Origin of the sequence: Streptomyces sp. NPDC058579, from assembly GCF_042718575.1 — a bacterium.
In the GTDB taxonomy this organism is placed as follows: Bacteria; Actinomycetota; Actinomycetes; order Streptomycetales; family Streptomycetaceae; genus Streptomyces.
In genome coordinates, this window is sequence record NZ_JBHXPI010000052.1 from 17437 (window position 1) to 43630 (window position 26194).

Consider the following 26194-nt stretch of genomic DNA (forward strand, 5'->3'; position numbering starts at 1 on the left):
CCGGTTCTCGCGAACGGAGCCACGGGAGAGCTGTTACAAGTTTCTCTACCTCATCAAGGCCCGCGCACAGCGCGGGAGAGAAACAACCTCCAACTTGGACCAATGCGCGGGCAAGCTTGCCCCATGGAGACCCCGGCAGCCCCTACAGCCTTCCGCATCACGTTCAGCGACTACCACCAAGACCCGAACGACAGCGACGTCCTCCGCCGAGCGGCAACCATCCACGCCGACCGGCTCACCTTCGAGAGCGATCACCTCGCCCTCTGGCTGACCGGAACCGAAGTCGGCCGCTTCCCCCTCGACATCATCGAGTCGATACACCCAGAAGCCACACCGAGCAGACAGCGGGAATCGCTGGAAGAACTCCGCGTCCGCTACCCCAAGATGGGCCACGCTTGGACGCAGGAAGATGACACACACCTCCTCACCCTTTACCAGCGAGGAGAGCGGGACCTCGAAGCCCTGGGGAAGCAGTTCGACCGCAAGCCCAGCGCCATCAGGTCACGCCTTGCGAAACTGGGTCTGGAAAGTCTCAGCTGACACCAGCGAAGCACAGCGCGGTAGGGAAGCCGCGGGTCACAGATGATGCCTCCGGCGGGGGCACTCAGGCTCCGGGATGGCGGGGGCGCCGTACGCGGGTGCCGGCCGGTGGGGTGTGGCGGTGGGGAACTCCCATCCCGTCTGCCGTCGACCCAGGCAAAGCCGAGCAGACACGGCACCGGGCGTCCAGGTCGTTCGTGGCGCGTTTGTACAGGCTGCGTGCTCCTCCGCAGCCCGCGGGGCGGGGGCGGGTCATACCCGTCGTGGGCGCCGGTGACGCGAAGAGCCCCGCCGGCGGTGAACGCCGGCGGGGCCGAGGGCTCTGGGTATTGCGTGCGCCGGGCAGGTCAGGCTGTCCGGCGCACGCGGTTCAGGGGTGCCGGCCCGGCCTGTTCGCCTTCAAGGCGCCGGCGGCAGGGTCACGGCGGGTGGGGTCAGCGGTGGTGGTGGTTGCCCCAGGACTTGGTGTCGACGGTGCGGCCGTGGTCGTTGCGGAGGGTGGCCTTGTCGCGGTTGTTGTCCCAGACGTAGTTGCGGCGGTCCTGGTAGAGGTCGGTGCGGGTGTCGCGGCCCTCGCCGGTGTGGATGCGGACGGTGGCGCGGCCGGCGAGGCGGTAGTCGTTGAACTTGTAGCGGTGGCCGTCCTCGTCCTTCAGGGTCCAGCCGTCGAGGTTGATCGCGTGGCGGGTGTTGTTGGTGATCTCGACCCACTCGGCGTTCAGCGACCGGTTGGTGCGGTTGTCGCGTCCGGGGCTGTCGGCCTGGACCCGGCTGATCTCCACCTTCGGGGTGCGCTGGCGGTCACCGTCGTGGGCGGCGGCCGGCAGGGCGACGGCGGAGACGATCGCGCCGGCCGCGAGGGCGGTGGCAGCGATCCGGCGGGCGGTCGAAGAAGCAGACATGTGTGATGTCCCCTCAAGAACAGAGCCTCATCAGCCGGTAACTGCTGGTGAGAGCTGTGCGGGTTCCCGGTCCAGTGCGGGCCGAGGACCCAAACTCTGCGGCCCCGCCGGCCGCGCCGGAACGGCAACCAGGGCCCGTTACCAGGTACGGACATTTCCGTAACTGTCGCCTGTATCGGTCACACACCCGCTGCGGGTGCGGCCCTGACATTCACTGTCTGCTACACCCACCCGTTGAAGGGTCAGCGGCAAGCCCTTTCGGGCTCCGGCGCACTACCGGTCGCACCACCCGGCGCACTCTGCCGATCAGGTGAAGAGCCCGAGTAACGGCAGTACTGCACGTTTCTTCGCACACCTGACGCCCTCTCGCGCACGACAGCGGACGAAAGGCCAAGACGGTCTCCGGCTTCGAGGGCGAGAGTCCTCGGGTTGTGTCCGGGCCCCTCTGTCCTCCGGGTGCTCGTCAGCGCTAGCCGAAGGCTGCCGCCGGCAGTCGTGGGCCTTCGTCGCCACCGTGAGCGCCGATGTCCACAGCGGCCAGGCGATGCCCGCGGCTTTTGGCTACACGGAGCGTGTCCGTGAGGGCATCCGTCAGGTCCCCTGTCAGGGCGTTGAAGCTCCTCCGGCGCGGCCATTTCGTCTCCGTGGACTTCCTGGGCGCGCTCCACGAGGTCGGCCGCCGAGCCAAGTTGGACTGCTTCGGTGTGGTCGGCCAGGCGGGACAGGTGGCTCCTGGTGTTGTCGGTGCTCAGGTAGCAGGGCTTGCCGTCGGGGCCCGTCCATGGGAGGAGGCGTAGCTCCGGTCCGCCTGTTTGAGGGACGGGCGTCGGCACGTGGGGGCGGATTGTCTGGCGATGAGTACTGCGACGACAACCTCACAGGTGCGCCGTCTGGATGGGGTACGCGCCGGACGGTGATGTCGACACCTCGATCGCAGATCAGAGGCGAGGTGCACTGCCTGCCACTGTGGCGCGAGGCAGTGTGGCGGTGTGGCGGTGTGGCGGTGTGGCGGTAACTGAGCTTGCCGCAGGAGCTTTTGACGTCTGCGCTGATCCTGCCGGGGGCACACGTGCAAAGGCTCCGGACCAGTCTTGGTCCGGAGCCTTCGGTGTTCCCAGGGGGCGTCAGCGGCGCCGTAGGGTGCCCTCCATGGTGGTTGCGACTGTCCGTGAGTGGTACGAGGAGGACGGGTGGGGCGTGCTTGAGTGCGCCGAGACTCCTGGGGGGTGTTGGGGGCACTTTTCGAGCATCCGGGCTGCGGGGTTTCGTACGTTGGTCGTCGGGCAGCTCGTTGAGCTTGAGTGGGAAGCGCCCGGGTTCGAGCAGGATGGGTACGGCTTTCGCGCCCTGAAGATCGTGCCCCTCGACCGCTGACGACCCCCGGTCCCGTCCCAGGGCGGGGGCCGTCAAGTCTGGTCAGTGGGTCAGGATCGGCGGGTCCAGGGCCTCCAGGGTCGACGAGTCGCCGTCGAGCGACTGGCCGCCGGAGACGTAGACGCAGGCTCCCGTGATTCCCGGCGGGCAGTGTGTGGCCGCTGCCGCGGCGTAGGAGCGGGGGGTGGGCTGCGAGGGCAGCGTCGTCCAGGTGTTGGAGGCCGGCTGGTACGACTCCACCTTGCCGCTGACGCCGCCGTTCACGCCACCCACCGTGTAGACGCACGTGCCGGTCTGTCCCGGCGGGCAGGGCGCCGCCGCCGTCGCCAGGCCGTACCGGGGCGTGGGGAGGGACGCCACGGGGGTCCAGACGTTGGTGGCCGGGTTGTACGACTCCGCCAGGCCGACGGGCCCACTCGCGTCGCCGCCCACGGCGTAGAGACACGTGCCCTTCTGCCCACGCGGGCAGGTGGACGCGGCCGCACCCAGGCTGTTCCGGGCGAGCGTAAGGGACGCCACGGGACTCCAGGCGTTGGTCACCGGGTTGTACGACTCCACGGAGGCCGTGTTGCTGCCGCTCGTCACACCGCCTATCGCGTAGACGCAGGTGCCGATCTGCCCCACCGGACAAGGCGCGGCCGCTGCCGCGGTGAAGCGCCGGGGGATACTCAGCGCGGCGACGGTGCTCCACGCGTTGGTGGCCGGGTTGTACGACTCCACCACGGCGGAGTCCCCGGAGCCGTCGAAGCCGCCGACCGCGTAGACGCAGGTACCGCGCTGTCCGTTCGGGCAGGGCGCGGCCGCTGCCCCCAGCACGTTCCGGGGAGTGGGCAGGGACGGCAGCGTCGACCAGGCTCCGGAGAGCCGGCTGTACGACTCAGCCGCACCTGTTATTCCAGAGGCGGTCGCGCCGCCGACCGTGTAGACGCAGTTGCCGCCCTGAGCGGGAGGGCAAGGAGCGGTCGCGGACGCCAGGTCCGCCCGGGCCGTCGGCATGTCGGCCAGCGTCGTCCAGATCGTTCCGTTGTTGGCCGCTGTCGCGGGCAGCACGGCCGCGATCAGGCCGGCGGCTGCCACCAGCGTCGTGAGTCCGAATCGGCTCCGCCAGATTCGGCTTCTCCGACCAGCTGGGGGCTCGTTGTCTATGCCTCGCACGTTGGGTCCTTTCGTTCGCTCGTCGGGCATGGCAATGCCCATGGAGCGTTCCCGGACCCACCGGGTCGCGCAGCCGGCTACCGACGGGAAACCATCGGGTGGCCCACAGAGCCGCCCGAACGGTCCATGAGCGGTCAACGGAGGAACCAGAGCGGTCTACGAGCGCGTCAGCGCAGTTCCTCCGGGCACGCCGTGCCCCTCGGGAAGAACTTGTACGGAGCCGACAAGCGGTACACGCCCGCCTTCGGGGCCAGGAGTTCCGTCCACTCGTCGCCGTCGGCGTCCGCCTCCGTCTTCAGCAGGCAGCCCGACTCGTTGAGGAAGACCTTCTCCAGCTCCTCCGTCGACTCCTCCCGTGCCTGCTTCGACGCCTCCGTCTCCTCCGGCGGCGCGACCTTGCCGCCGTTCTCGTCGACGAGCGCGAGCCACGGCGAGTACGGGACCCGGATCAGGACCCGGCCCGGGCTGTCGACCTCGATCACGACCTCGTTCGCGCCCGCCCTGCGCACCTTCGCTGGCGGGTCCGCCAGCGGCGTCGGGTTGTCGACCTCGTACAACCGCCAGTTCGCGTCCGACCAGACCTGCTTCAGGTACGGCAGCCCGTCCCCGACCAGCTTCGCCTCCAGCTCGGCGCCCGAGTCCGGCGCCCCCGTCGGCAGCACCACGTAGTGCACCGCCCAGCGGTCCAGCCAGTCCTGGTAGTTCGTGGCGTTCAGGGTGTCGTCGTAGAAGAGCGGGTTCCGCTCCATGTCCGCCTGGCGGTTCCAGCCCCGCGCCAGGTTGATGTACGGGCTGAGCGCCGAGGACTCGCGGTGGCTCGACGCCGGTACGACCTCCACCCGCGCCTGCTCCGCCCCGCGCACCTGCAACTGGTTGATCAGCGGCGCGACCTCCCGCGCCCACGACGCGTCCGGCGCGGTACGGATGACGTCGTCCACGCCCTTGAAGCCGATCCAGAAGTTCAGGCCCACGAAGGCGAGCACGATCGCGTACCACTTGCGCGAGCGCGGGACGCTGTACGGCAGCGCCGCAAGCAGCACCACGCCCGCGAAGAGCATCACGAGCCGCGAGACGTTCGAGCCGATCTGCGAGTCGATCAGCCAGGTCAGGAGCGTCCCCGCCGCGTACACCGCCGCGCCCGTCCGCACCGTGCGCCACTCGCGCGGCACCAGCGCGAAGCACAGCACCCCGAAGAGGAACGGCAGCGCCGTCGACGCCCACGACATCGGCTGCGTCCCCGAGAAGGGGAACAGCCAGGACGACACCGCCACCACCAGGACCGGGGCCAGACCCAGGGCGTACGCGCCCGGCCGGCGCCGGTTGAGGAACAGTGCCGCCGCCGCGACCCCCAGGAAGAGGCCCGCGACCGGGCTGCACGCGGTCGCGATGCCCGCGAGCGGCGCGGCGACAGCCGCCTTCGCCCAGCGCTTGCGCCGCCAGCGGTGCGGCCAGCAGAAGACCGCCGCGACCGCGCCCAGCGCGAACATCATGCCGAGCCCGAACGTCACCCGCCCCGACAGCGCGTTGCACAGGAACGCGAAGACCCCCGCCAGCGAGCACGCCAGCGGATTGCGCACCGCCCGTACCCGCACCAGGATCAGCGCCGTGAGACCCGCCGACAGCGTGCCCGCGATCATCATCGTCGAACGGACCCCGAGCACCGACATCACGTACGGCGAGACGACGCTGTACGAGACCGGGTGCATCCCCCCGTACCAGGCGAGGTTGTACGCGGAGTCCGGGTGCCGGCCCACGAACTCGGCCCAGGCGTCCTGCGCCGCGATGTCCCCGCCGCTGTTCGCGAACAGGAAGAACCAGAGGACGTGGGTGAGCGCGGCGACGCCCGTCGCGATCATGACCGGGTAGCGGCGCTTGCGGCGCGGCGGGCGGCGGGTCGGTGACTGCTCCGTGTGCCGTCTCGGCGTCGGGAGGTCTATTCGCGGGAGGGAAGGCGACAGGGGCTTCGGCGCGCCCCCCTCGGCGCGTTTCGGCTCGGCGGTGGTCACTCGCGTCCCTCTCCCGTACTGCTCCCGAACTGCCTTTCGCACATGTCTCGGACTCCGGCACGCTAACAGCCGGGCGCCCCGGGTAAACCGGGACGCCCTGACACGTCAGCCCAGACGGGTCAGCCTCTTGTCGAAGCCGGGCTCGACCAGGTCCGTCTGGAGGGAGACCGGCGAGCTGACCTTGCCGGCGCCGGTGCCGATCGACACCTGGCCGACGACGTCGCCCTTCTTGCCGGTGTGCGGGACGACCTTGCCGCCGTCCGTCAGCTCCAGGTCGACCTGCAGGCCCGGCCAGCCGACGGCCTTGAGCTCCTTGTCCGCGACCACGGCGGTACGGCCGCCGAGACCGTCGTCGATGTGGCCGACGACCTGACCCTTACGGATCACGGACGCCGAGGTCACGTCCTTCTGGGCCTGCTGGATCAGCTTGAGGCTGTAGTCGATCGACAGCTGGAGCTTCTGGTGCAGCACGGCCGCGTCCTTCGCGCCCATGACGATGCCGAGGATCCGGCGCTCCTTGCCGTCGACGATCGTGTTCGCGGACCAGAGCAGGTTGCCACCGGCGGGCGTGGACGAGCCGGTCTTGATCCCGGAGACACCGGGCTTGAGCAGGATGTTGTTGTTGTTCTCGATCTGGCCCGGGATGCCGTCGACGGTCAGGTTCGGCATGTTCACGATCTCCCGGAACACGTCGTACTGCATGACCGCCTTCGCCAGCTTCAGCTGGTCCTGCGGGGTGGAGACCGTGGTCGCGTTCAGACCGGACGGGTCCGTGTACGTCGACTGCGTCATCCCGAGGTCCTTGGCGGCGGCGTTCATCTTCGCGACGAACGCGGCCTCGGAACCGGCGTCCCAGCGGCCCAGGAGCCGCGCCACGTTGTTCGCGGACGGGATCATGAGGAGCTGGATCAGCTCCTTCTCCGTGTACGTCTGGCCTTCCTTGACCGCCGCCGTCGACTCGAACTCGGCGCCCGCCTCGTCGGCGGCCTTCTTGTCGATCGTGATCTCGGGGCCGGTCTCCTTCCCCTTGATGGGGTGGTCCCGGAGGATCACGTACGCCGTCATCGTCTTCGCGACGCTCGCGAGCGGGGCGGGCTTCTGGGCCCCGTACGTCCCGAGCGAGCCGACGCCCTCGACCTCGGCGGCACCCTGGCCCTCGGTGGGCCACGGCATCTGGAGCTCGCCGCCCTCGAAGGTGAAGGTGGGCGCGGCGGTGAGGGAGAGCGTGGGCGGCGGGAGCGGCCGCACGAACTGTACGACCGCAAAGACGATCAAGAGAAGGACGACCAGCGGCGTCCAGATCCGCACCCGCCGCATGGTCATGCGCATCGGCGTCGGCGCCGGGGGCGGGGTGTTGGTCAGCTCGGCGAGCAGGTCGAGCGGGGGCAGCGGCGGCATCGGCTGCTGCCTGGTCCGCTCGGCCTCGGCGAGCGAGGGCGGCGGGGGTACGGGGGTGGGCGCGGCGGCCACGGGGGCGGCGGCCGGGGTGGGCTTCGCCGGAGTCTCGGGCCGCAGCGGTACGAAGGTGCTCGGGCGCTCGGGCGCGGCGGCGGGCGTCGGAGCCGGAGTCGGCGCCGGCTTCGGAGTCGGCGGGAGCTTCAGCGCCGTCGTCGGCTGATCCACGGCCGGCGGACGGACCGCCTTGAAGATCGTGGTCGGCTGGTCGACCGGTTCGGCGGGCTCTTCCTGCTTTGCGGCCTCGGGCTCGGGCTCGGGCTCGTCGTCGGTCTCGACCTCTGCCTCGGGCTCGGGCTCGGGCTCGGGCTCGGGCTCGGGCTCTGCCTCGGCCTCGGGCTCCTCCTGCGCCTCCTCCGTCGCCGCAGCGGGCTTCCGCGCGGCGAACCAGGAGTCCGCGTCGCCAGACGCCTCCTCGGCGGCCTCAGCGACCTCCTGAGCCGTCTCCTCGGCCTCCGGCTCGGCCTCGGCCTCGTCATCGACCTCGGGCTCGTCCTCGGCGGCCTCGGCGGCCTCCGCAGCCTCGGAAGGCGCGTCGGGCTCGGAGTCCTCGGAAGGCTCCTCCTCGTCGCCGGAGGCGACCCACGCCGCCACCGCCTCCCTCAGGCGGTCACCCTCCCCTGCCGGCTCCGACTCCGCCTCCGGCTCCTCGACACGCTCCTCCACCGAAGCGTCCACCGGAGCCTCCACCGGAGCGTCGTCCTCCGACGTCCTCGGTGCGAAGGTCTTGAAGACGGCCGTCGGCTGGTCGACCTGGACCGGCGACGGTGCGGGCTCGCGGAGTACCGAAAGCCGGGGATCCCGGCCGCCGCCGCCCGGAGTCGTCTCCTTCGAGGACTCCTGCTGCTCCGCCTTGTCGGGGGACTCGCCCGCCACCGTGCCTCCTCCATGCGTCATGCATACGTCCGAACCGTGTACCAGTGTCCTGTGTGAACCCCTTGGCCCCCGTGCTAGACGAGAACGACATACCTACTGGTTCCCGTACGAAGCACCCAGGCACTCTCGACAGATGAATGTGAGAGGGGTCACCCTGTGACTCATCCACGCGGGGAGGCATGGATGGGCAGGAGCCGCAGAACAATTCCGGAGGAGCTTCTGCTGCTCGCTCTGGACCCGACGACGGGTACCACAGCGCAGCCGCAGTCGCTCGACCTCGGCCTGGCCGGAGCACAGCTAGTGGAGCTGGCTCTGGCAGGACGGATAGCCCCTGACGGGGATCGTATAGCCGTGGTGATGCCACGGCCGACCGGAGATCCGACACTGGACTCCGCACTGGAACTGCTGCGCCGACGCGGCAGCCCGGTTCGGGCCGTCCACTGGATCGGCGGGCCCCGACTGGGGCTGCGCCAGATCTACCTCGCTCATCTGGAGCGCTGCGGCATGGTCCATGCCGTGGAGGGCCAGATGTGCGGTGTGCTGCCGACGACTCGCTACCAGGCGACGGAGACAGCCATCAGCCGGGACATCAGGGCCCGGCTGGACAGTGCGATCCGCACCGGCGTACCGCCGGACCCGCGGACCGCGGCGCTCGCCGCGCTGGCCCACGCGGTCGGTCTCGGCAAGCACCTGTACCCGGGGAACGAAGGACGGTCGTCGCGGTCCCGGCTGCGCGATCTGATCCGGCACGACCCCATGGGCGGACTCGTGGCGCATGCCGTGATGGACGTCCAGAACGGTGTGGCCGCCCAGCCGCGCCGGAGTGCTCCGAGCACGGGTGGCGTTCCCCAGCAGCCGCATCGCGGCAGCATGGTGCGCGCCGCCGTGCACTGACACCGAAACCCGTTCCGGGAGCCGCAAGTCGTGTGTGGGGCGGTCGTCTCGACCGCCCCACACACGTGCGCCCGCACAGATGCGCCCGCGCACGTTGTGGTCATTTCCCAGCGCACACCGCACCTTTGGTGGCAGTCTGCCAAGCAGTAGATACTCACAGCTACGCAGCAGACAGCCGGAGGTGCAGTTTCCGTGGCGTCCAACGTCAACCCCACCGTCAGGCGACGCCGTTTGGGCCAGGAGTTGCGCCGGCTCCGGGAGCAGAAGAACATGACGGCCGAGCAGGTCGCCGAGCGTCTTCTGGTGTCGCAGTCGAAGATCAGCCGCCTGGAGAACGGTCGCCGGTCGATCAGTCAGCGCGATGTCCGTGACCTCTGCGGGGTGTACGAGGTCGAGGACGAGCGCGTCGTCGAGTCGCTGATGCAAATGGCCAAGGACTCGCGCCAGCAGGGCTGGTGGCACGCCTTCGGCGACATCCCGTACAGCGTCTACATCGGTCTGGAGACGGACGCGGAGAGCCTGCGGGTGTACGAACCGCAGATCATCCCCGGCCTGCTGCAGACCCACGGCTACGCGGAGGCCGTGATCAGCGGCGCGCTCCCGGAGTCGACGCCGACGGACATCGACAAGCGCGTCTCCGTCCGCACCCGCCGCCAGGACCGGATCAAGGACGAGGAGCGTCCGCTTCGGCTGTGGGCGGTCATCGACGAGGGCGCGCTGCGCCGGGTCGTCGGCAACAAGCAGCTGATGATCCAGCAGTTGGAGCATCTGGTCGAGCAGTCGCACCTGCCGCACGTGACCGTGCAGGTGCTGCCGTTCGACATGGGCGCGCACCCGGGCATCAGCGGGCATTACGCGATTCTGGAATTCCCGGACACGTCCGACTCCAGCGTCGTCTACATCGAGGGCGTCACGAGCGACCTGTATCTGGAGAAGGCCCAGGACGTCGCCAAGTACAGCGTGATGTACGAGCACTTGCGGGCGCAGGCGCTGAATGTCGAGCAGACCCGGGAGTTCATTTCGGACATCGCCAAGTCCTACGCGGCCGGCTGATCCCGCTCGCCGATCCCGCCCGATCCCGCTGATCCCAATTTCCCGATTCGGGGGTGAAAGCGGCCATTCGGCCGGCCCCTCGGGGAATGAGGACGGCACGGTACACCGCTGACTCGCTCCAATGGAAGCTCGCTTGGAATATGCCATCCGGTCGGGTGAACGCCGGCCCCACGCACCGGGACCGGCGAGTAGCGTCGATCACGCCAGCACGAAGGTTGGCGCGACAACACCACTGGCAGAACCGGAGTGAAGAACATGGCCATTATTCAGGGCGCTACGGACACCTGGACGAAGTCCTCCTATTCCGGCGGCAACGGGGCTTGCATCGAAGTCAAGTCGCCCCTCGTCGCCGCGATCGCGGTCCGGGACTCCAAGGCCCCCGAGGGTCCGTCCATCGCTTTCGGCTCGGCGTCGTGGAACGCCTTCGTCGGCGAAGTGAGCAACGGGGCTCTCTGAGCCCGGGGATGGGCACCGCGCAGCCCCGGGCCGGCGGAAGTGCCGGCCGTAAGCGCACGTGCGGTACGAGCAGTACTCGCAGTTCCAAAGGAAAGAGCCCTCTCGACCGGTCCGCCGTCCTGGCCGAGGGGGCTCGGCCTATGTCCCGGCCCCGCCCATCCGCTCCGCCCATCCGCTCCGCTCAGCGGAGTTCGTCGACGTACCGGTCCGTCCCCGGCACCGTCGGGATGAACGGCGCCACCAGCTCCACCCGCCCCGCGCCCCCGCCCACCGTCTCCAGGTCGGCGAAGTGCTCCGTCCAGCAGGCGCGTGGGTCGCTCTCCAGGAACCACAGCAGGGTCAGCCGGGTGTCGACCCCCTCGACCTGCTTCACGTAGGTCATCTTGTCCCCCGGCAGCGGTGTCGGGCGGAAGACGGTGACCATCGCGGCCGGGGAGCCCGCGAGCCGCCTCGGCAGTTCGCGGGCGACGAGGTGTTCGAGGACCTCCGCCCGCGCCTCCGGGCCCTCCGCGTCGACGACCTGGAGGATCAGGCCCTGGTACGGGTGGTCGAGGGCGTGGAAGTCGCGCGGACCGGCGGCCCCGTCGCGGTACACGGTCGCCTCGTGGTCCTGGAAGGACGTGAAGACGTGCGTGCGGTCGCGGTAGACGCGGGCGTCGCGGTTGAGGCGCTTGTTGATGCCGACGGTCCACTTCATGTGCTCGTCGTAGCGGCCCTCGGTGACCCAGTACGTGGAGAGGTAGCAGCCGGCCGTGACCGGCTGGGCGACCGCTGACTTCTCCGGGCCGCGCAGTTCCTGGAGCGCCCGGGTGGCGACCCAGCGGCGGCCCGCGTACATCCAGGGCATCGCCATCGCGCCCGCGTAGTAGTGGTCGTCCTCGTACCAGCGGTTGTAGGCGTACTCGTGGCCCGGGTGCGGCTCCACCATCGTGATCAGCGCGTGGCCGGGCCGTACCCCGTACGGCCCGACCGCCGCCAGCTCGGCGTACGTCTCCGCGTGCGTCTCCGCACGTGCCGTTCCGCCAGTGTCGCTCTCCATGTCCGTACCCCTTCCCTTGTCCTCTGGGGGTCCCTACTCTGACGGGTCGTCAGATCGATCGCCAGAGTCGGGAGGCACCCGGATGCTGCTCCAGGGGAAGACCGTGATCGTGTCGGGGGTCGGCGCCGGGCTCGGGCACCGGGTCGCCGAGACCGTCGTACGGGACGGGGGCAACGCGGTCCTCGGCGCCCGTACCGAGGCCAACCTCGCCAAGGCGGCGGCCGAGATCGACCCGGAGGGCCGGCAGACCGCTCTGCGCGCCACCGACATCACCGACGAGGCGCAGTGCGAGGCGCTGGCCGCGCTCGCGGTGGAGCGGTTCGGCGGAATCGACGCGGTCGTCCATGTCGCCGCCTGGGACAGCTACTTCGGCGGGATCGAGGACGCCGACTTCGCCACCTGGCAGGGCGTCCTGGACGTCAACCTGCTCGGCACGCTGCGGATGACCCGGGCCTGCCTGCCTGCCCTGAAGGAGCGCGGGGGCTCGGTGGTCCTCATCGGTACGCAGTCGGCGGTGGCCGCGCCCTCACAGGTCCGGCAGGCGGCGTACGCGGCCTCGAAGGGCGCGCTGACCTCGGCGATGTACTCGATGGCGCGCGAGTTCGGCCCGCACCGGATCCGGGTCAACACCGTGCTGCCGGGCTGGATGTGGGGCCCGCCGGTCCAGGCGTACGTGACGTTCACGGCGCACACCGAGGGCGTGCCGGAGGACGAGGTGCTCGGGCGGCTCGCCGAGCGGATGGCGCTGCCGGAGCTGGCGACGGACGGGGACGTGGCGGAGGCGGCGGCCTTCCTCGCCTCCGACCGGGCGCGGGCGATCACGGGCCAGTCGCTGCTCGTCAACGCGGGCGAGCTGATGCGGTAGCGGCCGGCGTCGCACCGCCCGTTCAGGGCCGCACGGTACGCGAGGGCGTACCGTGCGGCCCTTTTTGACCCCATCTCTATTCAAGAATGTGAACGCAGGTCAGCTAGAAGAACGATTTTGCCTTCTCTTGACCATCCCGCGCGTTGTCGTCGGCCCGCAACTCCCCACACCATGAACGGCGTTCACAAGGCGGACCGGACCCCTGGAGGGGGCTCAATGAACAGTCTCGACTGGGCCGTGCTCATCGGCTATTTCGGCGTCATGGTCGCGATCGGCGTCTGGTCCCACAAGCGCGTGGACAACGTCTCCGACTTCTTCACGGCCGGCGGCAAGATGCCCTGGTGGCTGTCGGGCATCTCGCACCACATGTCCGGCTACAGCGCGGTGATGTTCACCGGGTACGCGGGCATCGCGTTCACCTACGGCGTCACCTCGTACGTCACCTGGTCCTTCCCCATCGCGATCGGCATCGCGATCGGCGCGCACCTCTTCGCGCCCCGCCTCAACCGGCTCCGCTCACGACTCCATGTGGCCTCCCCGCTGGAGTACCTGAAGAACCGGTACAACCTGCCCACGCAGCAGGCGCTGGCCTGGTCGGGCGTACTGCTGAAGATCGTCGACGTGGGCGCCAAGTGGGCCGCCATCGCGACCCTGCTCTCCGTCTTCACCGGGATCTCCCTCAACCAGGGCATCCTCATCACCGGTGTCATCACCGGCATCTACTGCACGGTCGGCGGCCTGTGGGCCGACGCGCTCACCGAGCTCGGCCAGTTCATCATCCAGTTCTTCGCGGGCATCGCGATGCTGGTCGCCGTGCTCGCCAAGCTCGGCGGCGTCAGCGCGCTGTGGGAGGTGTGGGACCGGCCCGAGCTGCAGGGCCACACCGCGCCGACCGCGGGCCCGTACACCTTGACCTTCCTGCTCGCCTATCTCTTCATCAAGACCTTCGAGTACAGCGGCGGCATGTGGAACCAGGCCCAGCGCTACATGGCGACGCCCAACGCCCGCGAGGCCACCCGCTCCGGCCGGCTCTCGGCCGCCCTGTGGTTCGTCTGGCCGCTGGTCCTCTTCTTCCCCATGTGGGTCGCGCCGCTCCTCGTCGACCCGAAGAAGCCCGACGCGTCCGACAGTTACGCCCTGATGACCGAGCAGCTGCTGCCGCACGGCCTCCTCGGCCTGGTCATCGTCGGCTTCTTCTCGCACACGATGGCCATGTGCTCCTCCGACGCCAACGCCATCGCGGCCGTCTTCACCCGGGACATCGCCCCGGTCATGAGCAAGGCGGCGCGGCGCTGGACGCAGCAGGCCGGGCTCATCGCGGCACGCTGGTCGACGATCGCGTTCCTCGCGCTGTCGATGGCGGTCGCCACCCAGGTCAACTCGCCCACCTTCAAGGACATCATCACCATCGTCATCAAGTGGGTGGCCGGTCTGATGGGCCCGATCGCGATCCCGTTCATGCTGGGTCTGCTCAGGACCTTCCGGAAGTCCGGTCCCACGGCGGCGCTCGTCTCCTGGGCGGCGGGCCTCTTCGTCTTCTGGCTGACCAACTACGGCCTGGACGGCATCGAGCTCCAGATCCAGATCGTCTCGCCGCTCGCGACCTCGCTGATCCTCTACATCGTCATCGGCTTCATCAAGCCCGAGGACACCCCGGAGCGTGACGCGGTCCTCGCGAAGATCAACGAGGACCCGGACGGCGACGAGGACGGCGGCAGCGCGTCCGTACCGCCGCAGGCGTCGGGCGAGCCCGCCGCACAGCCGCGGGGGTGACGTGACCGCCGCACAGGCGCGAGGGTGACCGCCGCCCAGCCGCTGGGGTGACCGGCGCACAGCCGCGACGGTGACCGGCGCACAGCCGCGGGACAGCCGAGGGGCTTCAGCCTCTGGGATAGCGGGCGAGCCAGCCCGGGTGGGACTCGGCGGGGCTGTGCAGGGCGGCGCCCTGGGTCATCTCCATCGCGAAGTCGTCCGCGAGTTCGAGCATCGTGGAACGGCCCTCCAGTTCGGCCAGCCAGGCCGGCGGGAGGGCCGTTTCGCCGTGCAGGGCGCCGAGGAGGGCGCCGGTGACGGCACCCGTGGCGGCCGACGGGCCGTCGTGGTTGACCGCGAGGCGCAGGCCGTGGCGGATGTCCTCGCCGACGAGCGCGCAGTACACGGCGGCGGCGAGCTGGCCCTCCGCGCGGTCCTCGTCGGCGCCGAGGTCGGTGACCCGGCCCGCGTTCGGCATCCCCTGGCGTACGGCCCCCAGGGCCCGCTGGAGGGCGTCGGTGACGGGCTGGTGGCCGGGGCGCGGGGCGAGCTGGGCCAGGGCCCGCTGGACCGAGCCGTCCACGCTCTCGCCGCGCGCGAGGCCGTGGACGACGACGGCGAGCGCGCCGGCCGCGAGGTAGGCGGCCGGGTCGCCGTGGGTCTGCGCCGCGCACTCGACGGCCAGCTGGCACACGAGTTGGGGCTCCCACCCGACGAGCAGCCCGAAGGGCGCCGAGCGGACGAGCGCGCCGGAGTCGGTCGCGCCCGGGTTCTTGGGCTTGTCCAGGGTGCCCAGGTGCTCGTCGCCGAGGCCGGTGAGGCAGGCGCGGGCGGGGTCGCGGCGGACGTACAGCCACTCCTCGCGGGCGAGCCAGCCGTTGTCCTTGCGGCGCTCGTCGGGGCCCCAGTCGCGCTGGGTGGCGGCCCAGCGCAGATGGGCGTGGTGCACGTCGGTGGGCGGGTGCCAGGCGCCGGTGTCGCGGCGGACCTGGGCGCGGATCAGGCCGTCGACGGTGAAGAGGGTCATCTGGGTGGCCGCGGTGACGGCGCCGCGCCTGCCGTGGGCGGGGACGGGCTCGGTGAGGCCCTCCGGTCCGTGGGCGGCCCTGATGGCGTCCAGGGAGAGGGGCGCTATGCCGGCGCCGAAGGCGTCGCCTATGGCCCCGCCGAGGAGGCAGCCCCGGACGCGGGCCCGGAAGTCCTGCTGTTCGGTACGGCCCCACACCGCCGCAGCGCTCGTGGTCACGACGTGCCCTCCCCCGGAAGCCTTCGGCGCACAGGTCTCGCAGCACTGTAATCGACCGCGTTCGCACGTTCGCGAGGCTGAACGTTTTGCGATCGGATGCCTTTCTGTCCATCTTCGACCGCAGTTCACCGGATGTTTCGGCATGACTTGAACGATCCGCGCGTGACACGTTTCAAGACCTCCACATACGCAGTCGTCGCCGCCGCGCTCGTCCTGGGCGTCACCGCCCCGGCCGCCGTCGCCCACGACAACCGGAACTCGCATGGCGGGCACTCCTCCCACCGGGAGCAGTCCTCCGTCCCCTTCACCTCCGCCACCGTCACCGAGAACGCCGACGGCAGCTTCACGATCGCCTGGTCCGCCCGCGGCACCCACGGCGTGAAGATCCGCACCGAGGGCCGCACGGTCGCCCGGGGCGGCGACACCGGCAAGGTCACGATCAAGGGCCTGCGCCCGGTCGACCGCCGCTGGTTCGACCTGGTCCCCGACCGGGGCACCTCGCTGCGCCTGGCCGACCGCCTGATCAAGCTCCAGGGCACGGTCAACTTCCGTGACGCCGGCGGCTACCGCACCGCCGACGGCCACTGGGTCAAGATGGGCGAGATCTACCGCTCCGACGCCCTCAACCAGCTCACCCCGGACGACCTGGCCAAGCTGAAGCGCCTCGGCATCCGGACCGTCTTCGACCTGCGCATGCAGAGCGAGCGCGACAAGGACCCGGACCGCGTCCCCGCCGGCGCCACGCACGTCGTCGCCGACGTCCTCGCGGGCAGCCCCGCCTTCACCTCCATGCCCAAGTCCCCGGCCGAGGCCGAGGCCATGATGGTCGAGGGCAACCGCTTCATGGTGAGCGGCGGCACGGCGAAGGCCGCGTACACCACGGTCTTCGAGGGCATAGCGGACGAGCGCCGGCACGGCGTCCTCTTCCACTGCACGGCCGGCAAGGACCGCACGGGCTGGAACAACGCGGCCCTGCTCACCGCCCTCGGGGTCCCCGAGGAGACGGTGATGGCCGACTACCTGGCCAGCAACACCTACCGGGCGGCCGCCAACGAGGCGATCCTCTCCCACCTCCCGCCGCAGCAGGCCGCGGTCTACAAGCCGCTGCTCGACGTGCGCCCGCAGTACCTCAACGCGAGCTTCTCCGAGGTCGAGGAGGAGTACGGCTCGTTCCGCTCGTACCTGAAGCAGGGCCTCGGCATCGACGCCCGCGAGCTGAAGGACCTCAAGCGGGACCTGCTGGTCGGCTGACCCACCCCGCCGTGGTCAGGGCGACCGTCCTCGCCCTGACCGGCACACCGGACGCGCTCAGTCCCCCAGCACCGGCAGCAGCTCCGGCAGATGGCCGTCCGAAGCCGTCGCCGCTCGCTGTCGCTCCTCCGGGACCTCGCCGTACAGCGTCGTACGGGGGCGGGACGGGCGGTCGGCCGCGTCCGCGATGGCGATCAGGTCGCGGATCGAGCGGTACGAGCCGTAACTCGACCCCGCCATACGGGAGATGGTCTCCTCCATCAGAGTGCCGCCCAGGTCGTTGGCGCCCGAGCGGAGCATCTCGGCGGCGCCGTCCGCACCCAGCTTCACCCAGCTGGTCTGGATGTTGGGGATGTGCGTGTGGAGGAGGAGGCGGGCCATCGCCGTGACCGCGCGGTTGTCGCGGACCGTCGGGCCCGGGCGGGCGATGCCCGCGAGGTAGACGGGCGCATTGGTGTGGATGAAGGGCAGCGTCACGAACTCGGTGAAGCCGCCGGTCTGTTGCTGGATGCGGGCCAGCGTACGGAAGTGGCCGAGCCAGTGCCGGGGCTGGTCAACGTGCCCGTACATCATCGTCGACGAGGAGCGGATGCCCAGTTCGTGGGCGGTGGTGATCACCTCGATCCAGGTGGCCGTCGGCAGCTTGCCCTTGGTGAGGACCCAGCGGACCTCGTCGTCGAGGATCTCGGCGGCCGTTCCGGGGATCGAGTCGAGGCCCGCCTCCTTCGCCGCCGTGAGCCACTCGCGGATCGAGAGCCCGGTCCGGGTCGCTCCGTTGACGACCTCCATCGGCGAGAAGGCGTGGACGTGCATGCCGGGCACGCGCTCCTTCACCGCCCGCGCGATGTCGAAGTACGCCGTGCCCGGCAGGTCCGGGTGGATGCCGCCCTGCATGCACACCTCGACCGCGCCGACCTCCCAGGCCTGCTGGGCCCGGTCGGCGACCTGGTCGAGCGAGAGGGTGTACGCGTCGGCGTCCGTACGGCGCTGGGCGAAGGCGCAGAAACGGCAGCCGGTGTAGCAGACGTTGGTGAAGTTGATGTTCCGCGTGACGATGTACGTGACGTCGTCGCCGACCACCGACTTCCGTACGTCGTCGGCGATCCGGGTCAGCGCGTCGAGCGCCGGGCCGTCGGCGTGCAGCAGGGCGAGGGCCTCGTCGTCGGTGAGCTTCGTCGGGTCGTCCGCGGCCGTCGCGAGGGCGGCCCGTACGTCCGTGTCGATGCGCTGCGGGACCATGCCGGGCGCCGCCGCCTCGCGCAGGGCGCCCCAGTCGCCGTAGACCTCGTCGAAGTCCTCGCGGCGGTCGTGGGTGCGGCCGGTGGTGTCGATCGTACGGTGCAGGTCGGTGCGGCCCGCCGCCGTGAACGCCTCGTCCGGCTCCTGCCAGGGCAGGCCGCGGACGGTCGCCTCCGGGTCGGCGAGGCCGGTCTCCGGGTCGGCGAGGGCGCGCACGTGCGGCAGCAGGCGGGGGTCGAGCCAGGGCTCGCCGCGGCCGACGAACTCCGGGTAGACGCAGAGGCGTTCGCGCAGCTCGAAGCCGGCGGTACGGGACTTCTCGGCGAGGGTGTCGATCTGCGGCCACGGCCGCTCGGGGTTGACGTGGTCGATGGTGATCGGGGAGACCCCGCCCCAGTCGTCGATGCCGGCGCCGATGAGCCGGCCGTACTCCTCGTCGACGAGGTTCGGCGGGGCCTGGAGGCAGGCGGAGGGGCCCATGATGTGCCGGGCGACGGCGATCGTGGCGATCAGGTCGTCGAGTTCGGCGTCGGGCATGCCGCGCATCGCCGTGTCCGGCTTGGCGCGGAAGTTCTGGATGATCAGCTCCTGTATGGAGTGGTAGGCGCGCGAGACGCGGCGCAGCGCGAAGAGGGACTCGGCCCGCTCCTCGTACGTCTCGCCGATCCCGATGAGCAGCCCGCTGGTGAAGGGGACGGACGAGCGTCCGGCGTCCTCCAGGACCCGCAGCCGGACGGCGGGTTCCTTGTCGGGCGAGCCGTAGTGCGGGCCGCCGGGCTCGGACCAGAGCCGGGTCGCGGTCGTCTCCAGCATCATGCCCATGGACGGCGCGACGGGCTTGAGCCGCTGGAAGTCCGTCCAGGACAGCACGCCGGGGTTGAGGTGCGGCAGGAGACCGGTCTCTTCGAGGATCCGGATCGCCATGGCCCGTACGTAGGCGAGGGTGTCGTCGTAGCCGTGCGCGTCGAGCCACTCGCGGGCCTCGGGCCAGCGGGCCTCTGGCTTGTCGCCAAGGGTGATGAGGGCTTCCTTGCAGCCCAGTTCGGCGCCGCGGCGGGCGATGTCGAGGACCTCGTCGGGGGACATGAACATGCCGTGCCCGGCGCGGCGCAGCTTGCCGGGGACGGTGACGAAGGTGCAGTAGTGACACGTGTCCCGGCAGAGCCGGGTGAGCGGGATGAACACGCTCTTGGAGTACGTGATGACCCCGGGCCGCCCGGCGGCCTCAAGCCCCGCGTCGCGCACGCGCGCGGCGGAGCCGGCGAGGTCGTCGAGGTCCGCACCCCGCGCCTGCAGCAGCACGGCGGCCTCCCCGACATCGAGGGCCACCCCGTCCCTGGCCCGCTTGAGGGCACGGCGCATGGCGTTCTCGGTGGGGCGTTCCGCCTGCCCGGGCTGCTGATCCGTCATGGAGCGAGCATACGAGTGACCGCGAGCGGACAGGAGACCTCCTCGACGACCGGCTCGGCGACCGCGTCGACGACCGGCTCGGCGACCGGCCGGGACGGGGCCCGGTGCGCCCCGGCGGCGCGGCGGCGGGCATCGCCCAGCTCCGCGCGGGCCGCGTCGATCTCCTCGGAGGTCAGCGGGCCGTGGATCTCCTCGTTGGCCGCGACCAGTTCCGCGAGGCCGTCCCGCTCGATCTGCCGCTGGACGGCATCGGCGCCCCAGTCGCTCACTCCGTGTCCTTGGGATGGCGTGGCGCGGCGTGGACGAGGTGGACCGTGTGGCGCGCTTCGTCGACGAGGTAGCGCACGCGGCCTCCGGCGGTGACCTCGTACTCCCACTGCGGGTATGCACGTCCCCCCAGCGTGCCGGTGGCCAGGCGGCCACGGAGCCGGTGCTGCCGGTCGGGGTCTGCGTGAGCCGTCGGGTCCCGGCGCAGCGCCTCGAAGCACCGGCGCGTGTTCCCGGGTGCCTCCGCCGCGAGTTCGCCCCAGCCCTTGGCCGCCTCGTTCGTGGCGAACCGAAGGCGCCACTCCGTGCCGATCGCCGGTGGGGCGACGTCGTCCCCCCTCTTCGGGCTCACGGAGCGGCCACCTCGCCGTGGTCCTCGTCGGGGAGCGCGCGCGTGAGTGTCTCGGTCAGCGTCGGGTCGGCGAGGATGCGCGCGGTCGCCCGCCATTCCACGATCGTCCGGTGCAGGTTCGCGTGGACGTCCAACTGCGCGGCGTCGTACGTCGCGTCGACCAGTTCCTGGACGAACTCCCTGAGTTCTTCGGTGGAGAGGTGCCGTACCCAGGGAAAGACCGCAGGGAGCGCTCGCCCTATGGTTCGAGCACCGCCGTCGGCCGTGAGTAGCGCACCGAGGAGGCGGGCCGTGATCTCGGCCGTCTCCTCCCGCTCGTGATCGTGCCGCGCAGTGGTGAGGTAGAGGTCCTGTCCGTCCCGTCGCGTGACGAGCAGGCGATGCGCCCTGTCCAGCGTCTCGGCGACTCGCTTCGAGTTCTTGGAGAGTTCGGAGAACGAGACAGTCGTGAGCGCCATGGTCGCCACCATACTTCGGAATGTATTCCGAAGTCAACGGACGGTGCGAGCGGGCCCTGCGACTGAGTACCCGCCCCCACTCCGCCTGAGCCGCCGCACGGATACCGGACCGCCCGGGCGCGGCCTACCGTCACGGGCATGACGAACGACGGACTGATGGACGACGTGACCGAGGCGCCCTCGCCGCTGAAGAGCGCTGTGCGGTTCACCTTCTTCGTGGTGGTCGCGGCCGTCGCGCTGCCCGTGCTGCTCGTCGTGGGGCTCGTCGTCGCGTACGCCGTCGAGCGGGGGATCGACGAGGGGTACCCCGAAGTGGCCCCGGGCGTGATGGCCCAGCGGGCCGCCGCGCGGACGCAGGAGCTGTACGACGTCGCGGGGATCGGCGGCGCGCTGCCGCCGACCGGGTCGGACGGGGACAACCGCGCGGCCGAGAACACGATCTCCGCCGAGGCCTGCTACCCCACCGGCCTGGAGTCCATCGCCGACGAGCCCGTGCAGGGCGCCTACCGGCTCGGGCACAACTGGCGCATCGCCGGCGTCTCCGAGCAGGAGGGCCTGCCCGCGCTGCGGCGGCTCCGCGACCACGTCGAGAAGACAGGGTGGGACGTCACCGACTTCGGCGGGAGCGGCGACGAATGGGTCCTGCGGGCCCGCCGCGACGAGGACGACCCCGACTCCGAGCGGATCGTCGTCAGGTGGTGGTCCCACTGGCAGACCCTCGACGGCTTCACGGCCATGTCCTGCGCCTACGACCCCGCCGGCGCCAAGGGCGACGACGCGGTCCGGCACCTGGAGCCGCCGACCCTCACCTGAACCCCTAGACGTACTGGGCGTACTCGTCCAGGACCCTCAGGACCTCCCCCTCACCCCCCGGCGGCAGCTGCAGCACGACCTCCTCGCAGCCCAGCTCCGCGTAGTGCGCGAGCTTGCCCGGGTTCGGCAGGACCCCGTACGGGACGACCTGGAGGGCCTTCGGGTCGCGGCCCGCGCGGTCCCAGGCCTCCTGGAGCACCGGCATCGACTGCGTCAGGCCGCGTCCGCCGATCGGCATCCAGCCGTCCCCGTACTCGGTGATGTGCCCGAAGAGCTTCGGGCCCGCCGCCCCGCCCAGCAGGACGCGCGGGGCGCCGCCGGCCGGCTTGGGGTACGCGTACGAGGCCCGGACCGAGACGCCGAACTCGCCCTCGTACGCGGTCGGTTCGGGCGCCCACAGCGCCCGCATCACCCGCATCCGCTCCCGGCTGAGCTCGCGCCGCGTCGCCCACTCCACGCCGTGGTCGGCGGCCTCCTCCTTGTTCCAGCCGAAGCCGACGCCGAGGGTGAAGCGGCCGCCCGAGAGGTGGTCGAGGGTGGCGACCTGTTTGGCCAGGGCGATCGGGTCGTGCTCGGTGACCAGCGTGACGCCGGTGCCGAGGAGGAGCCGCTCGGTGACGGCGGAAGCCTGGCCGAGGGCGACGAAGGGGTCGAGCGTACGGCCGTACTCCGGGGGCAGTTCGTCGCCCGCCGCCGGGTAGGGCGTGGTCCGTTCGACCGGGATGTGGGTGTGTTCGGGGAGGTAGAGGCCGGCGAAGCCGCGCTGCTCCAGCTCGCGCGCGAGACGCACGGGCGTGATGGTCTCGTCGGTCAGGAAGATCGTGGTCGAGATCCGCATAGCGGCACGGTAGGCCGTGGCGCGGGGATTTCCGAGAGGTGCGGCGCGTCAGGCTTCTTGCGTTGTCCGGGAGTTCACGGGTTACTACGAGGGTGCCGGACATGAGCGAACCGACCCGACGAACGCTCCTGACGACGAGCGTCGCCTCCGCCCTTACCTTGGGAAGCGTGAGCTTCGCGCACGCGGCCGACACCCCTGGAGGCGACCGCACCGAGACCGTCGGCGGCACGCTGCCGCCCGGCTCCCCCGACTACGTCTACCTCCCGGTCGAGATACCGCGCGGCGTGCGCGAGATCCACGTCGCGTACGCCTACGAGCGGCCCGCCGTCCCCGCCGGGACGCAGGGCAACGCCCTCGACATCGGCATCTTCGACCAGCGCGGCACCGAGCTCGGCGGCGAGGGCTTCCGCGGCTGGTCGGGCGGGGCGCGCAAGGAGTTCTTCCTGCGCACCGACGAGGCCACGCCCGGCTACGTCGCCGGGCCGCTGCGGGCCGGGACCTGGTTCGTGGTGCTCGCCCCGTACACGGTCGCGCCGCAGGGGCTCACGTACTCCGTCACCATCACCCTGCGGTTCGGCGCCTCGCTTCCCGTCGTCCGGCCCGGGTATCCGCCCGAGCGGGCCAAGGGGCGGGGCCGGGCCTGGTACCGGGGCGACAGCCATCTGCACACCGTGTACTCGGACGGCCGCCGCACGCCCGCCGAGGTCGCCGCGCTCGCGCGCGCCGCCGGGCTCGACTTCCTCACCGCCACCGAGCACAACACCCATGCCGGGCACGGCGCGTGGGCCGAGCTCGGCGGGGACGACCTGCTGATCCTCCTCGGCGAGGAGATCACCACGCGCAACGGTCACGTCCTGGCGCTCGGCACCGAGCCGGGCACGTTCGTGGACTGGCGCTACCGGGCGCGGGAGAACCGTTTCGGTCACTTCGCCCGCGCGATCCGCCGGGCCGGCGGCCTGGTCGTCCCGGCCCACCCGCACGCCACCTGCATCGGCTGCAGCTGGAAGTTCGGCTTCGGCGACGCGGACGCGGTCGAGGTGTGGAACGGGCCGTACACCCCTGACGACGAGGTGTCCCTGGCCGGCTGGGACGCGGCGCTCGCGAAGGGCCGCTGGACCCCGGCGATGGGCAACAGCGACGCCCACCGCGACCCGGACCGGGTCGGCACCCCGCAGACGGTGGTCCTGGCGGACGAGCTGAGCCGGGAGGCGATCCTGGCGGGCCTGCGCGCGGGCCGGTCGTACGTCGCCGAGTCCTCGGCGATCTCGCTCGACTTCGCGGTCACCGACGGGCGGGGGCGGACGGCCGGCATCGGCGAGCGGCTGCGCGTGCCGGCGGACCGGGCCGTGACGGCCCGGCTCACGGTGACCGGCGCCCCGGAGGGCTCCACGGTCCGCTTCGTCACGGACCAGGGCGTACTGCGCACGGCGCCGACGCCCGCGGCGGGACAGCCGGTGGAGTGGGCGACGACGGCCGCGTACGCCTCCTACGTACGCGCGGAGGTACGGCACCCGGCGACGCTGCCGCCCCTGCCGGGCGCGCTCGTGGCCTTCACCAACCCGGTGTTCCTGGAGGGCACCCGCTGATCAGGCCTCGTACTCGCTGAGGTCGATGGCGTGCACGCGCAGCGGGACGCCGAAGGCCGGGTGGTCCAGCTCGCGCTCCGGGCTCATGCCGAGCTTGCGCATGACGTTCTCGGAGGCCTCGTTCGAGATGTGGGCGATGGAGATCACCCGGTCGAGGCCTCGGTCCTGGAGCGCCCACTCCAGAACCGCGTGGGCGGCCTCGGAGGCGTAACCCTGCCCCCAGAACGGCCGCCCGAGCCGCCAGCCGACCTCCACCTCGTGCGCAAGGTCGGGCAGGAACCGCGGCACGGAGAGCCCGGCGAAGCCGATCAGCTCGCCGGAGCCGAGGAGTTCGACGGCGAAGAGCCCGAAGCCCTCGTCGTCCCACTCCTCCTCCCACCGCTCGATGTCCTCCGCGGTCTGCTCCAGATCCCGGACGGACCCGTCGCGGATCCAGCGCATCACCTCGGGGTCGCCGTTGATCTCGGCCATGGGCACGAGGTCGTCGTCGGTCCAGCGGCGCAGGCGGAGGCGGGGGGTGAGGATCTCGGTCATGGGGCCATCCTCTCAGGGCCGGCCACCTGCCCGGAGCGGGGAAATCCAGCGGCGGGCCCGCGGACCGGCTGCTTGGATGGCGAGCATGCTGAGCCGCCTCGAGACGTACTACGACGCCGTCCCCCGGTCCGCCGCCCGCGCCGAGGAGTTCGGGGCGCTGACCCTGTTCGTGCGGGAGGGGCGGGGCTGGCCGTACTACGCGCGGCCCGCGCTCGGGCACATCGGGGAGGTGCCGCTCGCCGACGTGGAGCGGGTACGGGCGCGCCAGCGGGAGCTGGGCGTGCCCGAGGCGTTCGAGTGGGTCGCGGAGACGACGCCGGGGCTGCGGGCGGCCGTCGAGCAGAGCGGGCTCGTGGTCCACGAGCACCCGCTGATGATCCTCGAAGGGGAGGGCGTGGCGGTCTCCGCGCCCGACGGCGTGACCGTACGGATGGTGGAGGCCGGCGACCCGGCCCTGGCGTCGGCCGCAGCCGTCCCCTACGCGGCCTTCGGGGTCACCCCGGACGCCTCGGTCGCCGAGCAGCTGGCGGCGAGGATCGGCGCGGGGCTCACCCGGCTCGCCGCCGCCGTGGACGCGGACGGCACCGCCCTGTCGGCCGGGCAGCACCAGCCGGTCGGGACCGCCCTGGGCGGCGTCTCGGGCGCCGTCTCGGGCGCCGCCTCGGAGGTCGTCCCGGGCGCCGTCTCGGAGGTCGTCGGGGTCGGCACCCTGCCTGCGGCTCGCCGGCGGGGGCTGGGGCTCGCGGTGACCGCCGCGCTGGTCGCGGACGCGCGGGCGCGCGGGGTGGGGACCGTCTTCCTGTCGGCGACGGACGAGAGCGTGGCGCGGCTCTACGGGCGGCTCGGCTTCCGCACGGCGGGCACGGCGCTGATCGCCGAACCGGCCTCCTGACCAGCACGGGAAGAAAAACTTCGCCGGTCGTGTCACATCCGCGTCGCGCGGTCCGTCAGTGCTGTGAAGGCAACGAGAAACGGCACCACGGACCGCCGAAGGAGCGACCGCCATGCAGAAGCACGTGCACGAGATCACCCCCCGGATGACCAACCCCGCCTACGTCCTCCCCGACGCCGGGGCCGCCATCCAGAGCCTGGTGAAGGCCACCCGTCAGGGCGGCGTCCCCGAGTCGATCCTGGAGCTCGTCCATCTGCGGGCCAGCCAGATCAACGGCTGCGGCTTCTGCGTCGACTACGGCGTGAAGAGCGCCCGGAAGGCCGGCATGAGCGACGAGAAGCTGTTCGCCGTGGCCGCCTGGCGCGAGGCGCCGTACTTCACCGAGGAGGAGCGGGCGGCGCTGGCGCTCTCCGAGCACGCGACGCGGCTCGCGGACACCTCGGACGCCGTGCCGGACCCGGTGTGGGACGCGGCGGCCGACCACTTCGACGAGAAGCAGCTCGCCTCGATCGTGCTGATGGTGGGCCTGACGAACCTGTTCAACCGGATCAACGTCACAGTGCGTCAGCCGGCCGGCGTGGGGTTCTGAGCACCCGAACGGACGGCACCACCCGGCCGGGGTCCCGCTCGTTGGTCGGGGCATGAAGAAGATGCTCACCGCCGCCCTGACCGGTCTCGCCCTCGTGGGCGGCATCGGCGCCGCCGGTTCCGCCGTCGCCGACACGTCGACCGACCTCGGCAACGCGAACCTGCCCTCCGTCGTCCCGCTGAGCGGCCTCCTGAACCCCCAGGAGCGGCCCACCGAGATGCCGGCCGCCAACGCGACGGTCGAGGGGCTCCTGCCCGGGCGCTGATGCCCGGCGTACGGAGCCCGCGTACGAAAGCGAGAGGTGGGGGGGGGCGGCGGGCGGGCCGGCCCCCCACCCCCCCACGAACAAAGG

25 protein-coding genes and 1 pseudogene are annotated in these 26194 nt (G+C 71.3%); 13 read left to right on the top strand and 13 right to left on the bottom strand.

Features of this window, described 5'->3' with window-relative positions; translation table 11 throughout:
• The first annotated feature begins 123 nt into the window (after window positions 1-123).
• Entirely contained in the window at window positions 124-540 is a 417-nt protein-coding gene (locus ACFWRO_RS33250) for a hypothetical protein (RefSeq protein WP_384517153.1), read from the top strand.
• Between the two features lie 434 nt (window positions 541-974).
• Here the strand turns inward: ACFWRO_RS33250 and ACFWRO_RS33255 are convergent, their stop codons facing one another.
• Together ACFWRO_RS33255 and ACFWRO_RS33260 are read right to left on the bottom strand one after the other, a co-directional pair.
• Window positions 975-1442, bottom strand: coding sequence for a lamin tail domain-containing protein (locus ACFWRO_RS33255; protein ID WP_384517156.1), 468 nt, complete (start codon window positions 1440-1442; stop codon window positions 975-977).
• Between the two features lie 469 nt (window positions 1443-1911).
• A pseudogene (locus ACFWRO_RS33260) lies at window positions 1912-2275 on the bottom strand (hypothetical protein).
• Between the two features lie 316 nt (window positions 2276-2591).
• Between ACFWRO_RS33260 and ACFWRO_RS33265 the strand changes: the two are divergent.
• Window positions 2592-2816 (top strand): cold-shock protein, encoded by a 225-nt coding sequence (locus ACFWRO_RS33265; RefSeq protein WP_384517159.1) that lies wholly within the window; start codon window positions 2592-2594, stop codon window positions 2814-2816.
• Window positions 2817-2858: 42 nt separating this feature from the next.
• Here the strand turns inward: ACFWRO_RS33265 and ACFWRO_RS33270 are convergent, their stop codons facing one another.
• The 3 genes from ACFWRO_RS33270 to ACFWRO_RS33280 all read right to left on the bottom strand — a co-directional run bounded on the left by ACFWRO_RS33270 (window position 2859) and on the right by ACFWRO_RS33280 (window position 8329).
• Window positions 2859-3893, bottom strand: a complete 1035-nt coding sequence (locus ACFWRO_RS33270; RefSeq protein ID WP_384517162.1) for a Kelch repeat-containing protein — start codon at window positions 3891-3893, stop codon at window positions 2859-2861.
• Between the two features lie 245 nt (window positions 3894-4138).
• Window positions 4139-5827 carry an MFS transporter gene (locus ACFWRO_RS33275; protein WP_384517223.1) on the bottom strand — a complete coding sequence of 563 codons (1689 nt, stop codon included), beginning with the start codon at window positions 5825-5827 and terminating at the stop codon, window positions 4139-4141.
• Window positions 5828-6082: 255 nt separating this feature from the next.
• Window positions 6083-8329: a D-alanyl-D-alanine carboxypeptidase family protein gene (locus ACFWRO_RS33280; protein WP_384517164.1), complete on the bottom strand. Its 2247-nt coding sequence runs from the start codon at window positions 8327-8329 to the stop codon at window positions 6083-6085.
• A 162-nt stretch (window positions 8330-8491) separates the two neighbouring features.
• On the opposite strand from ACFWRO_RS33280, the gene ACFWRO_RS33285 reads away from it, so the two are divergent.
• From ACFWRO_RS33285 to ACFWRO_RS33295, 3 genes are all read left to right on the top strand, one after another.
• The gene (locus ACFWRO_RS33285; RefSeq protein WP_384517167.1) at window positions 8492-9202 is read left to right on the top strand and encodes a GPP34 family phosphoprotein; all 711 of its coding nucleotides are present in this window, start codon (window positions 8492-8494) and stop codon (window positions 9200-9202) included.
• A gap of 192 nt (window positions 9203-9394) precedes the next feature.
• Window positions 9395-10255 carry a helix-turn-helix domain-containing protein gene (locus ACFWRO_RS33290; protein ID WP_384517170.1) on the top strand — a complete coding sequence of 287 codons (861 nt, stop codon included), beginning with the start codon at window positions 9395-9397 and terminating at the stop codon, window positions 10253-10255.
• A gap of 255 nt (window positions 10256-10510) precedes the next feature.
• Window positions 10511-10711 (top strand): DUF397 domain-containing protein, encoded by a 201-nt coding sequence (locus tag ACFWRO_RS33295; RefSeq protein WP_384517173.1) that lies wholly within the window; start codon window positions 10511-10513, stop codon window positions 10709-10711.
• Between the two features lie 181 nt (window positions 10712-10892).
• Here the strand turns inward: ACFWRO_RS33295 and ACFWRO_RS33300 are convergent, their stop codons facing one another.
• On the bottom strand, window positions 10893-11750 hold the full coding sequence (locus ACFWRO_RS33300; protein ID WP_384517175.1) for a hypothetical protein: 858 nt from the start codon (window positions 11748-11750) through the stop codon (window positions 10893-10895).
• 82 nt (window positions 11751-11832) lie between these two features.
• Here ACFWRO_RS33300 and ACFWRO_RS33305 point away from each other — a divergent pair, with 82 nt between their 5' ends.
• Both ACFWRO_RS33305 and ACFWRO_RS33310 read left to right on the top strand, forming a co-directional pair.
• The gene (locus tag ACFWRO_RS33305) at window positions 11833-12615 is read left to right on the top strand and encodes an SDR family oxidoreductase (protein ID WP_384517178.1); all 783 of its coding nucleotides are present in this window, start codon (window positions 11833-11835) and stop codon (window positions 12613-12615) included.
• 216 nt (window positions 12616-12831) lie between these two features.
• Entirely contained in the window at window positions 12832-14388 is a 1557-nt protein-coding gene (locus tag ACFWRO_RS33310) for a sodium:solute symporter family protein (RefSeq protein WP_384517181.1), read from the top strand.
• Window positions 14389-14494: 106 nt separating this feature from the next.
• Here the strand turns inward: ACFWRO_RS33310 and ACFWRO_RS33315 are convergent, their stop codons facing one another.
• Complete coding sequence (locus ACFWRO_RS33315; protein WP_384517184.1) at window positions 14495-15613, bottom strand: ADP-ribosylglycohydrolase family protein; 1119 nt, start codon at window positions 15611-15613, stop codon at window positions 14495-14497.
• A gap of 162 nt (window positions 15614-15775) precedes the next feature.
• Here ACFWRO_RS33315 and ACFWRO_RS33320 point away from each other — a divergent pair, with 162 nt between their 5' ends.
• Window positions 15776-16864, top strand: coding sequence for a tyrosine-protein phosphatase (locus tag ACFWRO_RS33320; protein WP_384517187.1), 1089 nt, complete (start codon window positions 15776-15778; stop codon window positions 16862-16864).
• A gap of 57 nt (window positions 16865-16921) precedes the next feature.
• Here ACFWRO_RS33320 and ACFWRO_RS33325 read toward each other — a convergent pair whose 3' ends face one another.
• Genes ACFWRO_RS33325 through ACFWRO_RS33340 form a run of 4 tightly spaced genes read right to left on the bottom strand, consistent with a single transcriptional unit; the run spans window position 16922 to window position 20590 of the window.
• The gene (locus ACFWRO_RS33325; RefSeq protein WP_384517189.1) at window positions 16922-19513 is read right to left on the bottom strand and encodes a bifunctional FO biosynthesis protein CofGH; all 2592 of its coding nucleotides are present in this window, start codon (window positions 19511-19513) and stop codon (window positions 16922-16924) included.
• The gene (locus ACFWRO_RS33330; protein ID WP_384517192.1) at window positions 19510-19782 is read right to left on the bottom strand and encodes a hypothetical protein; all 273 of its coding nucleotides are present in this window, start codon (window positions 19780-19782) and stop codon (window positions 19510-19512) included. Before ACFWRO_RS33330 ends, ACFWRO_RS33325 begins: the two co-directional genes overlap by 4 nt.
• On the bottom strand, window positions 19779-20132 hold the full coding sequence (locus tag ACFWRO_RS33335) for a hypothetical protein (RefSeq protein ID WP_384517194.1): 354 nt from the start codon (window positions 20130-20132) through the stop codon (window positions 19779-19781). The genes ACFWRO_RS33330 and ACFWRO_RS33335 overlap by 4 nt, the downstream gene beginning before the upstream one ends.
• On the bottom strand, window positions 20129-20590 hold the full coding sequence (locus tag ACFWRO_RS33340) for a prevent-host-death family protein (protein ID WP_384517197.1): 462 nt from the start codon (window positions 20588-20590) through the stop codon (window positions 20129-20131). The genes ACFWRO_RS33335 and ACFWRO_RS33340 overlap by 4 nt, the downstream gene beginning before the upstream one ends.
• 138 nt (window positions 20591-20728) lie before the next feature.
• On the opposite strand from ACFWRO_RS33340, the gene ACFWRO_RS33345 reads away from it, so the two are divergent.
• Entirely contained in the window at window positions 20729-21403 is a 675-nt protein-coding gene (locus ACFWRO_RS33345) for a hypothetical protein (RefSeq protein ID WP_384517200.1), read from the top strand.
• Between the two features lie 4 nt (window positions 21404-21407).
• Here the strand turns inward: ACFWRO_RS33345 and ACFWRO_RS33350 are convergent, their stop codons facing one another.
• Window positions 21408-22241, bottom strand: coding sequence for an LLM class F420-dependent oxidoreductase (locus ACFWRO_RS33350; RefSeq protein ID WP_384517203.1), 834 nt, complete (start codon window positions 22239-22241; stop codon window positions 21408-21410).
• Window positions 22242-22342: 101 nt separating this feature from the next.
• Between ACFWRO_RS33350 and ACFWRO_RS33355 the strand changes: the two genes are divergently transcribed.
• Window positions 22343-23827 (top strand): CehA/McbA family metallohydrolase, encoded by a 1485-nt coding sequence (locus tag ACFWRO_RS33355; protein WP_384517206.1) that lies wholly within the window; start codon window positions 22343-22345, stop codon window positions 23825-23827.
• Here ACFWRO_RS33355 and ACFWRO_RS33360 read toward each other — a convergent pair whose 3' ends face one another.
• On the bottom strand, window positions 23828-24361 hold the full coding sequence (locus tag ACFWRO_RS33360) for a GNAT family N-acetyltransferase (protein WP_384517209.1): 534 nt from the start codon (window positions 24359-24361) through the stop codon (window positions 23828-23830). It abuts the gene before it with no gap.
• Between the two features lie 76 nt (window positions 24362-24437).
• On the opposite strand from ACFWRO_RS33360, the gene ACFWRO_RS33365 reads away from it, so the two are divergent.
• From ACFWRO_RS33365 to ACFWRO_RS33375, 3 genes are all read left to right on the top strand, one after another.
• Window positions 24438-25253 carry a GNAT family N-acetyltransferase gene (locus tag ACFWRO_RS33365; protein WP_384517212.1) on the top strand — a complete coding sequence of 272 codons (816 nt, stop codon included), beginning with the start codon at window positions 24438-24440 and terminating at the stop codon, window positions 25251-25253.
• Window positions 25254-25365: 112 nt separating this feature from the next.
• The gene (locus ACFWRO_RS33370) at window positions 25366-25842 is read left to right on the top strand and encodes a carboxymuconolactone decarboxylase family protein (protein ID WP_384517214.1); all 477 of its coding nucleotides are present in this window, start codon (window positions 25366-25368) and stop codon (window positions 25840-25842) included.
• 52 nt (window positions 25843-25894) lie between these two features.
• On the top strand, window positions 25895-26107 hold the full coding sequence (locus ACFWRO_RS33375; protein ID WP_384517217.1) for a hypothetical protein: 213 nt from the start codon (window positions 25895-25897) through the stop codon (window positions 26105-26107).
• The last annotated feature ends 87 nt before the right edge of the window (window positions 26108-26194 follow it).

What these genes read in the sequence shown, in the direction of transcription:
- ACFWRO_RS33310 (WP_384517181.1), top strand. Translation starts at nt 12,832, where the DNA reads ATGAACAGTCTCGACTGGGCCGTGCTCATCGGCTATTTCGGCGTCATG.
- ACFWRO_RS33285 (WP_384517167.1), top strand. Translation starts at nt 8,492, where the DNA reads ATGGGCAGGAGCCGCAGAACAATTCCGGAGGAGCTTCTGCTGCTCGCT.
- ACFWRO_RS33350 (WP_384517203.1), bottom strand. Translation starts at nt 22,241, where the DNA reads ATGCGGATCTCGACCACGATCTTCCTGACCGACGAGACCATCACGCCC.
- ACFWRO_RS33370 (WP_384517214.1), top strand. Translation starts at nt 25,366, where the DNA reads ATGCAGAAGCACGTGCACGAGATCACCCCCCGGATGACCAACCCCGCC.
- ACFWRO_RS33250 (WP_384517153.1), top strand. Translation starts at nt 124, where the DNA reads ATGGAGACCCCGGCAGCCCCTACAGCCTTCCGCATCACGTTCAGCGAC.
- ACFWRO_RS33365 (WP_384517212.1), top strand. Translation starts at nt 24,438, where the DNA reads ATGGCGAGCATGCTGAGCCGCCTCGAGACGTACTACGACGCCGTCCCC.
- ACFWRO_RS33360 (WP_384517209.1), bottom strand. Translation starts at nt 24,361, where the DNA reads ATGACCGAGATCCTCACCCCCCGCCTCCGCCTGCGCCGCTGGACCGAC.
- ACFWRO_RS33325 (WP_384517189.1), bottom strand. Translation starts at nt 19,513, where the DNA reads ATGACGGATCAGCAGCCCGGGCAGGCGGAACGCCCCACCGAGAACGCC.
- ACFWRO_RS33305 (WP_384517178.1), top strand. Translation starts at nt 11,833, where the DNA reads ATGCTGCTCCAGGGGAAGACCGTGATCGTGTCGGGGGTCGGCGCCGGG.
- ACFWRO_RS33345 (WP_384517200.1), top strand. Translation starts at nt 20,729, where the DNA reads ATGACGAACGACGGACTGATGGACGACGTGACCGAGGCGCCCTCGCCG.
- ACFWRO_RS33295 (WP_384517173.1), top strand. Translation starts at nt 10,511, where the DNA reads ATGGCCATTATTCAGGGCGCTACGGACACCTGGACGAAGTCCTCCTAT.
- ACFWRO_RS33300 (WP_384517175.1), bottom strand. Translation starts at nt 11,750, where the DNA reads ATGGAGAGCGACACTGGCGGAACGGCACGTGCGGAGACGCACGCGGAG.
- ACFWRO_RS33275 (WP_384517223.1), bottom strand. Translation starts at nt 5,827, where the DNA reads ATGATCGCGACGGGCGTCGCCGCGCTCACCCACGTCCTCTGGTTCTTC.
- ACFWRO_RS33265 (WP_384517159.1), top strand. Translation starts at nt 2,592, where the DNA reads ATGGTGGTTGCGACTGTCCGTGAGTGGTACGAGGAGGACGGGTGGGGC.
- ACFWRO_RS33355 (WP_384517206.1), top strand. Translation starts at nt 22,343, where the DNA reads ATGAGCGAACCGACCCGACGAACGCTCCTGACGACGAGCGTCGCCTCC.
- ACFWRO_RS33255 (WP_384517156.1), bottom strand. Translation starts at nt 1,442, where the DNA reads ATGTCTGCTTCTTCGACCGCCCGCCGGATCGCTGCCACCGCCCTCGCG.
- ACFWRO_RS33280 (WP_384517164.1), bottom strand. Translation starts at nt 8,329, where the DNA reads ATGACGCATGGAGGAGGCACGGTGGCGGGCGAGTCCCCCGACAAGGCG.
- ACFWRO_RS33340 (WP_384517197.1), bottom strand. Translation starts at nt 20,590, where the DNA reads ATGGCGCTCACGACTGTCTCGTTCTCCGAACTCTCCAAGAACTCGAAG.
- ACFWRO_RS33375 (WP_384517217.1), top strand. Translation starts at nt 25,895, where the DNA reads ATGAAGAAGATGCTCACCGCCGCCCTGACCGGTCTCGCCCTCGTGGGC.